Source organism: Photorhabdus sp. RM322S, assembly GCF_042879395.1.
Lineage (GTDB): Bacteria > Pseudomonadota > Gammaproteobacteria > Enterobacterales > Enterobacteriaceae > Photorhabdus > Photorhabdus khanii.
This window is the reverse complement of sequence record NZ_JBHFKW010000007.1, coordinates 45,819-59,380: the sequence shown is the minus strand read 5'-3', so window position 1 is coordinate 59,380 and position 13,562 is coordinate 45,819. Positions and strand designations below refer to the sequence as shown.

Genomic DNA, 13,562 nt, shown 5'->3' with positions numbered 1-13,562 from the left:
CGCTTTCCTTAAAAGTCGTCCAGTAAACGTTCTTCCAGTTGCTCAACCTGCTGCTGCAATTTATCCAGAAAACGTAATTTACGAACGGTATCGGCTGCCTGTTCCCACTGCTGGTCATTCAATTGTTGTTCCATTTGCTGACTGCGGGTTTTAATCATCCCGTTCAGACGTTCAGCGAAATCAGCCAGTGCCGCTTCTGCATTCGCTTTACTTTCAATCAATTCCAACTCTTCCCGCAACATGAGCTGTTCCATCAGGAAAGTGTGGTCATTCATGGTGTGCTGCTCATTGGCTAAATCAAAACCATGCAGAGAAAGCATATATTCAGCGCGTTTCAGTGGATGTTTGAGCATCTGATAGCCGTCATTGATAGTCGCTGCCTGCTGCAATGCCAGCGTTTTTTCACGCTCTGGCTGATTAGCAAAGCGATCAGGGTGAAACTGACGCTGCAATTCCTGATAGCAGTGTGTCAGCTGTTCACGGTCAATAACATAACGAGCCGGCAGCCCGAATAAAGTGAAATAGTCCATAATCTAAATTTACTCTGGATTTGGCCGAAAAACGGAATTAAACGTTAAAACTTTCTCCACAACCACATTCGCTGGAAACATTCGGGTTGTTGAATTTAAAGCCTTCGTTAAGGCCCTCTTTAACAAAATCCAGTTCTGTACCGTCGAGATAGACCATGCTCTTGCCGTCTATAATAACTTTGACGCCCTTCTCTTCAAACACGGTATCGTCTTCGTTAATCACATCGGCAAATTCAAGCAAATATGCCATACCTGAGCAGCCTGATGTTCTGACACCAAGACGTAAGCCAACGCCTTTTCCACGGTGGCCCAGGAATGACGAAACGCGTTGTGCAGCACTTTCTGTAAGGGAAATTGACATACAACAACCTCACTTTTTAAAACCAGCAAAGGCGGATACTGGTTGGTATATAACAGCCAGCATCCACCAAATTTATTTTCTATTTTCTTATTATCAAGGGCAATTACTTGCCCTGGCGCTTACTTTTGTAATCCGCAATGGCCGCTTTAATGGCATCTTCTGCCAGAATAGAACAGTGAATCTTCACCGGTGGCAGTTCTAACTCATCTGCAATTTCAGTATTTTTAATCGATTCTGCCTGCTCCAAAGATTTGCCTTTCATCCACTCAGTGACTAAAGAGCTGGACGCGATTGCAGAACCACAACCGTAAGTTTTGAAACGCGCATCTTCAATAATGCCTTCATTATTGACTTTGATTTGCAGTTTCATGACGTCACCACAGGCAGGGGCACCGACCATGCCGCTGCCAACTGTTGGATCTTCATTATCGAAAGAACCGACGTTACGTGGATTTTCATAGTGATCAATTACTTTTTCGCTGTAAGCCATGATGTTATTACTCCTGAAACCGTCTGATTAGTGATGAGACCATTCGATACTGTTGAGATCCACACCTTGTTTGAACATTTCCCACAGTGGAGAGAGTTCACGCAAGCGGCCAATAGATTTGTGAATCAGTTCAATGGCGTAGTCGATCTCTTCTTCCGTGGTAAAGCGCCCTAAAGAGAAACGGATAGAACTGTGAGCCAGTTCGTCATTCATACCTAGCGCACGCAATACGTAGGAGGGTTCCAGGCTGGCAGAAGTACAGGCAGAACCAGAGGAAACCGCCAGATCTTTTAATGACATTATCAGTGATTCGCCTTCAACATAGTTGAAGCTGACATTCAGAATGTGTGGTGCGCCATGTTCCAAGTCGCCATTAAGGAAGACTTCTTCGATATCTTTGATACCCTGCCACAGGCGTAAACGCAGGCCACGCAGACGCTGAGATTCATTGTCCATGTCCTGTTTGGCAATGCGGTAAGCTTCACCCATACCGACAATCTGGTGAACCGGCAAAGTACCGGAACGCATACCACGTTCATGACCGCCACCATGCTGTTGAGCTTCAATACGAATGCGTGGTTTGCGGCGAACATACAACGCGCCAATCCCCATCGGCCCATAAATTTTATGCGCAGAGAAAGACATCAGATCGACTTTCAGTTTGGTTAGGTCGATAGGTAATTTACCTACGCTCTGAGTCGCATCAACATGGAAAATGATACCGCGGCTACGACACATTTCACCGATTGCAGCGATATCCTGCACCACACCAATTTCATTGTTAACATGCATGATAGAAATCAGCATAGTGTCATCACGCACTGCGGCTTCCAGATCGTTTAAATCAATCAGTCCATTGCTCTGAGGTGCCAGATAAGTGACTTCAAACCCTTCACGCTCTAACTGACGGCAAGTATCCAGAACCGCTTTATGTTCGGTTTTGCTGGTGATGATATGCTTGCCCTTTTTCTGATAAAAATTAGCAGCACCTTTAATAGCAAGATTGTCAGATTCCGTTGCGCCGGAAGTGAAAACAATCTCACGTGGATCGGCACCCACTAAATCAGCAATCTGATTACGGGCAATATCAACCGCTTCTTCAGCCTGCCAGCCAAAACGGTGAGAACGGGACGCTGGGTTACCAAATACCCCGTCCATGGTCAGATAATGCATCATCTTTTCAGCAACACGCGGATCAACCGGTGTTGTTGCTGAGTAGTCTAAATAAATTGGTAATTTCATTGCTCACATGCTCCCTTCTAATACTTCAATTCATCACAAGTTCTGCTTATGCGCGCAGATTAACATTAATTGTTTCTTGTGCTCTGCCGTGAGGTGCGCGGCGCTTATCGTTATCCTGGCGGTCAGCAACGTCTAATACTTCCTGGTTATTAACTAATTCTTCTAAACTGATGCTACTCAGGAAACCGGTAATACGATCACTTAAATCGCGCCATAAAGTATGAGTCAGACAGCGATCACCGCCCTGACACCCTTCTCTGCCCTGGCAACGCGTCGCGTCTACCGATTCATCAACAGCGAAAATAACTTCGGAGACAACAATTTCCCCGGCATCTCTGCCCAGTAAATAACCGCCACCCGGACCACGGACACTTGAAACCAGACCATTTTTGCGCAAGCGAGAGAATAACTGCTCAAGATAAGAGAGGGAAATACCCTGACGTTCAGAAATGTCGGCCAGTGGTACCGGACCTTCTTGTGAGTGTAACGCCACATCAAGCATGGCAGTTACTGCATAACGCCCTTTAGATGTCAATCTCATAAATGATTACCCCGTGGTGAAATATGACGAAATTGTGTCATTCCTGAGTATTTTAGTCAACTATTTAACCAAGTAATTTACTCAACTATTTTTTCGCCCATTTCTCAATGGAGGTCAGGATACCACGCAGAATATTCAGCTCCTGCGTTTCAGGTCGGGCACGGGTGAAAAGCCGTCTTAACTTATTCATTATTTGACCAGGGTGGGCTTTCCTGATGAAACCAGAATCATATAATACACGTTCAAGATGATGATAAAAACGTTCCATATCATCAACTAATGGATATTCAGTCTCATCTGTTTTCTGCTCAGGTTTATCCTGACATGCCAGATATGCCATACGAATTTCATAACTGACAAGCTGGACAGCCATAGCCAGATTTAACGAACTATATTCTGGGTTAGTCGGGATATTCAGATGATAATGACACTTCTGCAATTCTTCATTCGTCAGCCCTACACGCTCACGCCCGAAAATAATTGCCACCGGCGCATGTTGAGCTTCCTGAACACTGCGCTCGCCACATTCACGGGGTTCGACCATCGGCCATGAGAGGGTTCTTGAACGGGCGCTGGTGCCAATCACCAGTTCACAGCCAGCCAGAGCTTTATCCAAACTATCAACAATAGTCGCATTACCAATAACATCGCTGGCACCAGCAGAAAGCGCAATCGCATGGGAATCTGGCTGAACCAGTGGATTAACCAGATAAAGGTTTGTTAATCCCATTGTTTTCATTGCCCGGGCGGTTGAACCCATATTCCCGGTGTGGGAAGTTTCAACCAGGATAATGCGGATATTTTCTAACATGACAACTTCTGGATTAGTTATAAGAGCCAAATATCTTAACACAGCGTTAGTCATTTTTCCGAACTACTGCTATACTGCGCGCCGATTAATTATCCGTTCTTTAACATCCTGGTGGAAGATATCCCATGCATCCAATGCTGACCATCGCCATACGTGCGGCGCGTAAAGCCGGCAACCTGATTGCCAAAAATTATGAAACTCCCGATGCGGTTGAAGCTAGCCAAAAAGGCAGTAACGACTTTGTTACCAACGTTGACAAAGCCGCAGAAGCGCTCATTATCGACGTTATCCGCAAATCTTATCCTAAACACTCAATCATTACTGAAGAGAGTGGCGAATTGCCAGGTGAAGATGATGATATTCAATGGGTAATCGATCCACTGGATGGCACCACTAACTTTATCAAACGCCTCCCCCACTTCGCCGTTTCTATTGCAGTACGCATCAAAGGCCGTACTGAAGTTGCTGTTGTTTATGATCCCATGCGTAACGAACTTTTCTCCACAGCCCGTGGTCAGGGTGCTCAGTTGAATGGCTACCGTCTGCGTGGCACCAATGCCCGCGATCTGGATGGCACTGTTCTGGCGACAGGTTTCCCATTCAAAGCAAAACAGCATTCCACTGTTTTTATCAACACATTAGGCAAATTATTTGTTCGTTGCGCTGATTTCCGTCGTACAGGTTCAGCCGCGCTGGATCTGGCTTATGTTGCAGCTGGCCGTGTTGATGGTTACTTTGAAATTGGCCTGAAGCCATGGGATTTCATGGGTGGAGAACTGTTAGTCCGTGAATCTGGCGGTATCATCACTGATTTCATTGGCGGTCATAATTACATTCATTCCGGTAATCTTGTTGCGGGTAACCCACGCGTTGTTAAAGATATTCTGGCCGAAATGCGTGATGAATTATCAGAGTCATTGAAGCGTTAACTCAAATTAACCCTTAAACTGGAATTGCTGGGTGATAATAGGCAAACCGTAATAATGCAATATATCCTCCGCCCGGCAATTCTACCTGGCAACAAAAAAGTCACTGATGAACTTTTTTGTTGCCATTTTAGACCTGAATTATTTTGCTAACCAATAAACGGCTTCATAAGGTTGTAACTGTCTATTTTTTGCAGGCGATTGATGTTCAGGATAGTTCCCCATTAACTTAACCCATGAACAATCGGATAAAGAAGCGTCCAGCGACCATTCCTGCACTTCCGCACTGAGATTGGCGATAACCAGCAACGTTTGGTTTTCCCAACGGCGCACATAACACCAAAGCGAAGAGTGAGATGGCAACAAATCTTCATAGCTGCCATAGGTCAATACCGGATATTCCTTACGCAGTTTTATTAAGCGCGCATAACAATGGAAAACGGAATCCTCATCCTTGATGGCATTTTGCGCGTTCACTTCCTGATAATCACTATTCAGTGCTATCCAAGGTTCTCCCTGAGTAAATCCGGCATTGGAAGTCGTATCCCATTGCATCGGCGTTCGCCCATTGTCGCGGGATTTTTTCGCTAAGACCGATAAGATTTTTTCCTTATCATTGCCTTGCTCAATCTTCTCCCGGTAAATATTTAAACTTTCTATGTCCCGGTAATCTTCAATTTGGGAAAAATCAGGGTTAGTCATCCCCAATTCTTCCCCTTGATAGATATAAGGGGTTCCCTGCATACCGTGCAGCACCATTGCCAGCATTTTAGCGGATGGAACCCGCCAGACACCTTCACCACCAAAACGTGAAACAATACGTGGTTGATCGTGATTACACCAGAACAGCGCATTCCACGCCCGTTGATGCATGCCTTGTTGCCACTTAGCAAAGATTTTTTTCAATTCAATAAAATCAGGCGGTGCTGTAACCCATTTTTCGCCATTGGGATAATCGACTTTCAAGTGGTGAAAAGCAAAAACCATCGACAGCTCTTCACCCTCTAATGAAGAATAGCGCTGACAATTTTCCAGTGAAGTAGAAGACATTTCGCCTACCGTCATCACTCCCGCCGGCTGGAAGACTTCTCTGTTTATTTCTTGCAGAAATTCATGAATACGGGGACCATCGGTATAGAATTGACGCCCATCACCCTGCGTTGCTTCTGGAAAATCCTGCTGCTTAGAAACCAGGTTGATAACATCCAAACGGAAACCATCAACACCAAGATCAGCCCAGAATTCACAAATCTTTTTCAGCTCGGCCCGTACGGGTTCATGCTCCCAGTTGAGATCTGCCTGCTCAACAGCAAACAAATGTAAATAATATTGTTGACTCGCTTCATGCCACTCCCAGGCACCCCCACCAAATTTTGACAACCAATTATTAGGGGGTGTTCCAGGCACTCCATCCCGCCAGATGTAATATTGCCGGTAAGGGCTATTAATATCCTGTGCCTGCCTGAACCATGAGTGTTGAGTAGAGGTGTGGTTGAAAACGATATCCACAATCACACGGATATCACGTTGATGTGCTTCATCAACCAAACGCTTAAAATCATCCATTGAGCCGTAAGCCGGATCAATCGCACAATAATCAGCAACATCATAACCGTTATCTACCTGCGGTGAGCAGTAAAAAGGCGTCACCCAGATAGCGTCCACACCCAGTTTTTTCAGATAATCAAGCCGGTAAGTAATACCGTTGAGATCACCTGTTCCGCTACCGGTAGTATCCTGGAAACTCTTAGGATATATCTGATAGATGACACCTTGTAACCACCACGGAATGATTTTGTCCATCGAAAACGCCTTATCAATATATTTCTGAATTGAATAACCTAAATGGTTACTTTTATATCTGTTACTCAGATGAAGATTTAACAGAATTATTCAACAGCTAACATACCGCTCATACTCTTCTTTCGATAAACAACCGTAGTCAGTATCAACGGAACAATGACAGCTACGAGCATGGCTAATACGTAGATTGCCCAAAATTGCGGTTTGATCGAAAGGATACCGGGTAAGCCACCAACACCAATACCGTTTGCCAACACACCACTTAACCCACAAATCAACCCGGCCAAACCTGAACCAATCATGGCACAGAGCATAGGGAATCGATATTTGATGTTAATCCCATACATTGCCGGTTCAGTGACGCCTAAATAGGCGGAGATGGCGGCGGGTACAGATAACTCACGCTCATTATGCTTTTTGCTGACCAAAATAATGCCCACAACCGCTGACCCCTGAGCAATATTGGATAGAGCAATAATCGGCCATATCGGTGTCCCACCGATACTTTGAACCATCTGCATATCGATAGCTAATGTAGTTTGATGTATACCCGTGATAACCAAAGGCGCATAAAAGAATCCAAATAAAGCCGCACCGACAGGCGCAAAACTTCCCGTCATCAACGCCTTAACAACCCAGGCGACTCCATCTCCAATTAACCGGCCAAACGGCCCAATAAGACTATGTGCTAAAAAGGTTGCCAATATTAACGAAACTACCGGAACAACCACCAAATAAAGATAACTAGGAACCACCTTCTTTAATTGAATTTCAATCCACCCCAACGTAATACCCGCCAAAAGTGACGGAATAACCTGCGCCTGATAACCCACTTTTCCAATCGTGAACAGGCCAAAATTCCATATATCAGGGATCTGTTGCCCTAATTGATAAGCATTCATAAGTTGCGGAGATACCAAGGTTATTCCCAATATAATACCTAATATCGGGGTTCCACCCATTGTTCTGACCGCAGACCAGCAAATACCCACCGGCAGATAGAAGAATATTGCCTCTCCTAACAGCCATAAAAAATCATATATTGTTTTCCAGACAGGATAGATTTGAGCTAAAGTTTTACCGTCACTAAAAGGAATATCACCAATAATATTACGAAAGCCCAGAATAAGACCGCCACTAATTAATGCCGGCAGGAGAGGAAAAAAGATTTCTGCAAATTGAGAAATGACACGTTCTTGCCATTTCATATTTTTTTTCTCAGCCTGTTTTATATCTTCTTTATTTAATTCAGTTTTATCAAGATAGCTATTTAAAACCTGATAATAATCACCCACATTCGTGCCTATCACTACCTGGAACTGCCCTGCATTGGTAAAACAGCCTTTAACCATCGGCAGATTTTTTATTTCATCCGGCCGGGCTTCCGTCGGTTCAACCAAAGAAAATCTCAACCGGGTAATACAATGCGTTACACTGGCTATATTTTTACAACCACCGATTAATGTAATTAGTTTTTCTATGTCTTTATAATTTATTTTATTTTTCATAATAGCCAGTCATCATAAGTTAGTATCAGTTACTATGCCATGCTTAGTAAGATAATTTCATCCTAATATCATTTAGTTATGCTTGTCATGGGAACGTTCCCAAAAATGCGTTAACGATCACATTGAAACAACAATATTCTTATTTTTAAGCCAACTTACTCGAAATGATTACTTGCTGTTTGGGGTATCGCTGATTTATTTGAGCTATTAATTGACCAGCTGCATATTTACCCGCTTCACCATAACCTAAATCCACAGAAAGCGTGTCAGGGTACAAAAAGTTCAGCAAAGGCGTATTACCAATACTGCCTATTTGTATATCTTCCCGATTATTTTGTTGTAAATACTTATATGCACCTAATGCCAGGCTATCAGTTGCACAGATTAAGGCCGTCGTCTCCTTTCTTAATACCTTGTCGACATGCTGAAACCCACTCTGATAGTTTAAATCACATTGAACGGAAAGCGGGTGTAACGCCTTCTGTTCACAACAACTCAGATAGGATTGATGGCGACGAAAACCTGTCGTGGTATCACAATCGCGTACACCAAGAAAACTGATCTCTCTGTGACCTCGCTGATAGAGTTCATTCATCAATAGACGAACAGCACCAACATCGTCATAGCATACAGAAGCAAAATCAGTATATTCGCGCGCAAATACCACTATTTTGTCACGCCAGGGCAAAAGGGATTCTTCTGGCAATCCGGTGAAACCAAACAAAATAACACCATCTGCATGACGTAATGCCAACTGACGCAGATGTTCCTGTAAAAGCTGGGGATCAAAATCACTTTCCATGATAATGGGGTCATAACCATGCTGATAAAACAGCGGCAACATCGTACTTATTGATAAATTTTCCGAAAAAGATCCCAACCGTGACACAATTAAAGCAATAATTTTGTCACTTTTCACTCGCATCGCTCTCGCTGATTTAGAGGGAATAAAGTTATTTTGATCAATAATCGCTTCAACTCTTTCACGTACTTGTGGACTGACGCTATTTTCGTTATTTAATACCCGCGAGACGGTTGATTTACTGACATTAGCCAGACGTGCAATATCTTTTATTGTTAATTTATTCGACATGATATCTCATGAAAATATTATTATTAGAAGCATCCAGTTTCTTACAAAAATATCATAAGAAACTGAATTCATATTGTTAATAATGATGAGCTTTAACCTGTGGTCGCAGGAAAATAGCAGGAAAAGCAACTAAGACCATTATCCAGAAAATGCCGCTGTGCAGATAATTATACATAAATCCTGCAACTACCGTCATAACAGCGATACCGCCCCCCATCGCCAATGCAGAATAAGCCGCCTGCAAACGAACAATTTCCCCTTCCTTTCTCGCGCTGATAAAACGCATTGCTGCCAAATGGCAGACAGTGAACGTCCCACAATGCAAGATTTGAATGATAATCAACACCGGTAATGTCGTGAATGAGCCCATTAATCCCCAACGGACAACCCCACATATAGCGGAAAGCAACAGAAGATTACGGGCATTCCAGCGCCGGAATAATTTATTGCTCAGCGTAAAAATAATAACCTCAGCCACCACTCCCAACGACCAGAGATAACCGACTACCGCAGCAGAATAGCCTGCCTTTTCCCAGTAAATCGCACTGAAGCTGTAATATCCCGCGTGAGCACCCTGCAATAAAGCCACGCATAGCAGGAACCGGCATACCGATTTTTCAGACAATAACTGTTTAAATGACACAACATCAACTTTAGCTGACTTGACTTCACCAACAGGCATGATGGCGGGTTTAAGCAATGTCGCCAACAGCGTTGACAAAACACTGAACAGTATAGTGACTAGAATGACCTGATGTCCCCAGACAGAGATCAATTCCCCGGTCAGCGCCGAGCTGATAATAAAGGCAATTGAACCCCAGACGCGTATTTTGCCGTAATCAAAGGGAAATTGTTTCTGCCATGTTCCCGCCAATGCATCACTTAATGGCATCATCGGCGAAAAAAACAGGTTGAAACCAATCATAATGAATAGCAGCCATGCCCAATGATTTCCCAATGTAAACCCGATAACAGAAATCAAGGTCAGCAATGCTAATACACGCAGCGCGAAAATAAGTTTTGCGGGATTTTTAACGGTAGGCGTGATTAATAAACTCCCCAGGAAACGGGAAATCAAGCCCGCACCCAATAAAATCCCCATCATATCGGGTTTTATTCCTTCACCCTGGAGCCAGACCGCCCAGAAAGGCAAAAATATCCCGTAAGAAAAGAAATACGTGAAATAATCTAACGCCAGCCAACGTGTCGACTGAATAACCATTAATCCTCCCTGGTTAAAAGTGCAAAAAACCCGCTCAAAACTAACCTGATTAGCTTAAGAAATTAAGATATCAAGGACTATTCTGAGATGGACATTCCTGCGGAAAATCCATCCGTCATTCCTTTAATATCTCGCTTAAGCAAACAATGTCAGCCGGAGCAGGTTTTTGTAATGACTTATTAAAATTATAATTTATGCGTAAACCGGATATTTTGCGCAAATAGCCAGAACTTTTTGTTTAATCGCTTCAATGATCGCTTCATCATTGATGTTGTCTAATACATCGCACATCCAGCCAGCCAATTCACAAGCTTCAGCTTGTTTGAAACCACGGCGGGTAATCGCCGGTGTACCAACACGCACACCGGAAGTCACAAATGGGCTCTTCGGATCATTTGGCACGCTGTTTTTATTTACCGTGATGTTGGCACGGCCCAGTGCAGCATCGGCATCTTTACCGGTGATGTTTTTGTCAACCAGATCCAGCAGGAACAGGTGGTTCTCAGTACCACCGGAAACCACTTTGTAGCCACGTTCCAGGAAGACTTCAACCATGGCTTTAGCATTATCAGCAACCTGATGTTGATATGCTTTGAATTCCGGCTCCATTGCTTCTTTCAGTGCAACGGCTTTACCGGCAATAACATGCATCAGAGGTCCACCCTGGCAACCAGGGAATACGGAAGAGTTCAGTTTCTTATACAGCTCTTCATCACCACCTTTCGCCAGGATCAAACCACCACGTGGGCCCGCCAGTGTTTTATGCGTGGTAGTCGTCACAATGTGAGCATGAGGCACTGGGTTAGGATAAACGCCTGCGGCAATCAGGCCGGCAACATGTGCCATATCAACGAACAAATAAGCACCAATGCTGTCTGCAATTTCACGCATTTTTGCCCAATCAACAACGCCGGAGTAAGCAGAAAAACCGCCGATAATCATTTTTGGCTGGTGTTTTTGAGCTTGTGCCGCGATATCGTCGTAATCAATTTTACCGCTTTCATCAATACCGTAAGGTACGATGTTATATAACTTACCAGAGAAGTTTACCGGAGAGCCATGAGTCAAATGACCGCCATGTGCCAGATTCATCCCCAGCACGGTATCACCCGGTTGCAGCAAAGCCATATAAACCGCCGCATTCGCCTGAGAACCCGAGTGTGGCTGAACGTTGGCATAATCAGCACCGAATAACGCTTTAGCACGATCAATCGCCAGTTGCTCAACAACATCGACATATTCACAACCGCCGTAGTAGCGTTTACCCGGATAACCTTCAGCATATTTGTTAGTGAGCTGGGAGCCTTGTGCCTGCATGACTCTTGGGCTGGTATAGTTTTCAGAGGCAATCAACTCGATATGTTCTTCCTGACGAACAACTTCTTGTTCCATCGCCTGCCATAGTTCGGGATCATAATTAGCAATATTCATTTCACGCTTTAACATTGGGTTCTCCAGACTCAGCTAACTTCTCTTCAAACAAACACCCCAAAGGGCAGAATGGCACACAGTGTAAACCCTTTTCACTGAATGAGATAGTCTTGACAAAATATTTTACGCAAACGATTGCACATCAATTACAGCAAGGCATCGATTCTTTACAGACATAACGAAAACTTCCTGTATTTTCCCTCATTGTCAGAATTTGTAGCCTCAGTCGGCTCCTGCCTTAGTGTAAATATCTACCAAGAATATTTTTTCACCATAAAGACCACATTTTATATTTACAAGATCCTCAAAAAATTATAAGTTGTATTTAAATTACATGTTATAACTTTCATAATCACTTGAAAGAAATTCAGGAGCTTCACCATGCTGGATAGTCAAATCATTGCAACTGTCAAATCAACTATTCCACTGCTTTCTGCTACTGGCCCGAAACTAACCGCCCATTTCTATGAGCGGATGTTCAAACATAATCCTGAGCTGAAAGATATTTTTAATATGAGTAATCAACTCAATGGCGATCAGCGTGAAGCCCTGTTCAATGCTATCTGCGCCTATGCAGCCAATATTGATAATTTGGCAGTACTGCTGCCGGCAGTTGAAAAAATCGCGCATAAACACGCCAGCCTGAATATTCAACCAGAACATTATCAGATTGTCGGAACTCACTTGCTGGCAACGTTAGATGAAATGTTCCAGCCAGGAAATGAAGTGCTGGATGCTTGGGGAAAAGCGTACGGTGTGCTGGCTGATGTTTTTATCAACCGTGAAGAGCAGATTTATCATCATGACGAATCAGTCGATGGCGGTTGGCGTGGTTTGCGTCCATTCCGTATCAACCGGAAACAGGTAAAAAGTGATGTGATTTGCAGCTTTGAGTTTGTGCCACAGGATAGCGGGCAGGTGATGGATTATAAACCCGGTCAGTATCTGAGCATATATCTGGAAGACGGCAGCTTTGATAACCGCGAAATTCGCCAGTATTCACTGACAGCAGCCCCAAACGGCTCCAGCTACCGGATTGCTATCAAACGTGAGCCACAAGGAACGGTTTCCAACCATATGCATGATAAGATGCAAGAAGGCGATACTGTCTGGCTGGCCGCTCCACGCGGGGATTTCTTTCTTGATATTCAGCCAGAAACACCGGTTACTCTGATTTCTGCCGGTGTCGGCCTGACACCTATGATGAGTATGCTGCATCAACTCCACCAGCAACATCACAACAGCCAGATTAATTGGTTACATGCGGCGGAACACGGTGGTCATCATGCGTTTACCAATGAAGTGACTGCTATTGCGCAGGCAATGCCGAATCTTAACAGCACAATCTGGTACCGCGAACCAAGAGATGAAGACCAGCAAGGTGTCCATTATCAACACAAAGGTTTTATGGATCTGACGGTTCTGAATAACGCACTGAAAACGGAAGGAATGCATTTCTATTTCTGCGGTCCGGTTCCCTTTATGCAATATGTGGCAAAACAACTATTAGATATGGGAATTGATAAGCAATATATTCACTATGAATGCTTCGGTCCGCATAAAGTGATTTAAATTTTCAGTTTAACGGAGTTTGTTTATCATGG

At 43.9% G+C, this 13,562-nt stretch carries 12 protein-coding genes and 1 pseudogene; 2 read left to right on the top strand and 11 right to left on the bottom strand.

Features of this window, described 5'->3' with window-relative positions; all coding sequences use genetic code 11:
- Positions 1 to 8: 8 nt before the first annotated feature.
- From hscB to trmJ, 6 genes are all read right to left on the bottom strand, one after another.
- Positions 9 to 530, bottom strand: a complete 522-nt coding sequence (hscB, locus tag ACGF63_RS06520) for a co-chaperone HscB (protein ID WP_387629625.1) — start codon at positions 528 to 530, stop codon at positions 9 to 11.
- 37 nt (positions 531 to 567) lie between these two features.
- Positions 568 to 891, bottom strand: a complete 324-nt coding sequence (gene iscA / locus ACGF63_RS06515) for an iron-sulfur cluster assembly protein IscA (RefSeq protein ID WP_036843135.1) — start codon at positions 889 to 891, stop codon at positions 568 to 570.
- Positions 892 to 994: 103 nt separating this feature from the next.
- Positions 995 to 1,381 (bottom strand): Fe-S cluster assembly scaffold IscU, encoded by a 387-nt coding sequence (gene iscU, locus ACGF63_RS06510; protein WP_036843133.1) that lies wholly within the window; start codon positions 1,379 to 1,381, stop codon positions 995 to 997.
- A gap of 27 nt (positions 1,382 to 1,408) precedes the next feature.
- The gene (locus ACGF63_RS06505; RefSeq protein ID WP_152962364.1) at positions 1,409 to 2,623 is read right to left on the bottom strand and encodes an IscS subfamily cysteine desulfurase; all 1,215 of its coding nucleotides are present in this window, start codon (positions 2,621 to 2,623) and stop codon (positions 1,409 to 1,411) included.
- A 46-nt stretch (positions 2,624 to 2,669) separates the two neighbouring features.
- Positions 2,670 to 3,164: a Fe-S cluster assembly transcriptional regulator IscR gene (gene iscR, locus ACGF63_RS06500; protein WP_021323908.1), complete on the bottom strand. Its 495-nt coding sequence runs from the start codon at positions 3,162 to 3,164 to the stop codon at positions 2,670 to 2,672.
- 85 nt (positions 3,165 to 3,249) lie between these two features.
- The gene (gene trmJ, locus ACGF63_RS06495; RefSeq protein WP_036843131.1) at positions 3,250 to 3,975 is read right to left on the bottom strand and encodes a tRNA (cytosine(32)/uridine(32)-2'-O)-methyltransferase TrmJ; all 726 of its coding nucleotides are present in this window, start codon (positions 3,973 to 3,975) and stop codon (positions 3,250 to 3,252) included.
- Between the two features lie 125 nt (positions 3,976 to 4,100).
- Between trmJ and suhB the strand changes: the two genes are divergently transcribed.
- Positions 4,101 to 4,904, top strand: a complete 804-nt coding sequence (gene suhB, locus ACGF63_RS06490; RefSeq protein WP_036843130.1) for an inositol-1-monophosphatase — start codon at positions 4,101 to 4,103, stop codon at positions 4,902 to 4,904.
- Between the two features lie 138 nt (positions 4,905 to 5,042).
- On the opposite strand, the gene treC is transcribed toward suhB, so the two are convergent.
- The 5 genes from treC to glyA form a co-directional block, all read right to left on the bottom strand.
- Positions 5,043 to 6,704, bottom strand: coding sequence for an alpha,alpha-phosphotrehalase (treC, locus tag ACGF63_RS06485; protein WP_036843129.1), 1,662 nt, complete (start codon positions 6,702 to 6,704; stop codon positions 5,043 to 5,045).
- A gap of 86 nt (positions 6,705 to 6,790) precedes the next feature.
- The gene (treB, locus tag ACGF63_RS06480; RefSeq protein ID WP_036843127.1) at positions 6,791 to 8,212 is read right to left on the bottom strand and encodes a PTS trehalose transporter subunit IIBC; all 1,422 of its coding nucleotides are present in this window, start codon (positions 8,210 to 8,212) and stop codon (positions 6,791 to 6,793) included.
- A 145-nt stretch (positions 8,213 to 8,357) separates the two neighbouring features.
- On the bottom strand, positions 8,358 to 9,305 hold the full coding sequence (treR, locus tag ACGF63_RS06475; RefSeq protein WP_036843125.1) for a trehalose operon repressor TreR: 948 nt from the start codon (positions 9,303 to 9,305) through the stop codon (positions 8,358 to 8,360).
- A gap of 76 nt (positions 9,306 to 9,381) precedes the next feature.
- Positions 9,382 to 10,527, bottom strand: coding sequence for a 3-phenylpropionate MFS transporter (locus ACGF63_RS06470; protein WP_387629617.1), 1,146 nt, complete (start codon positions 10,525 to 10,527; stop codon positions 9,382 to 9,384).
- Positions 10,528 to 10,719: 192 nt separating this feature from the next.
- Entirely contained in the window at positions 10,720 to 11,973 is a 1,254-nt protein-coding gene (gene glyA, locus ACGF63_RS06465) for a serine hydroxymethyltransferase (RefSeq protein ID WP_132353142.1), read from the bottom strand.
- Between the two features lie 363 nt (positions 11,974 to 12,336).
- Here glyA and hmpA point away from each other — a divergent pair.
- Positions 12,337 to 13,530, top strand: a pseudogene (gene hmpA / locus ACGF63_RS06460) (NO-inducible flavohemoprotein); the annotation flags it as partial.
- Between the last annotated feature and the right edge of the window lie 32 nt (positions 13,531 to 13,562).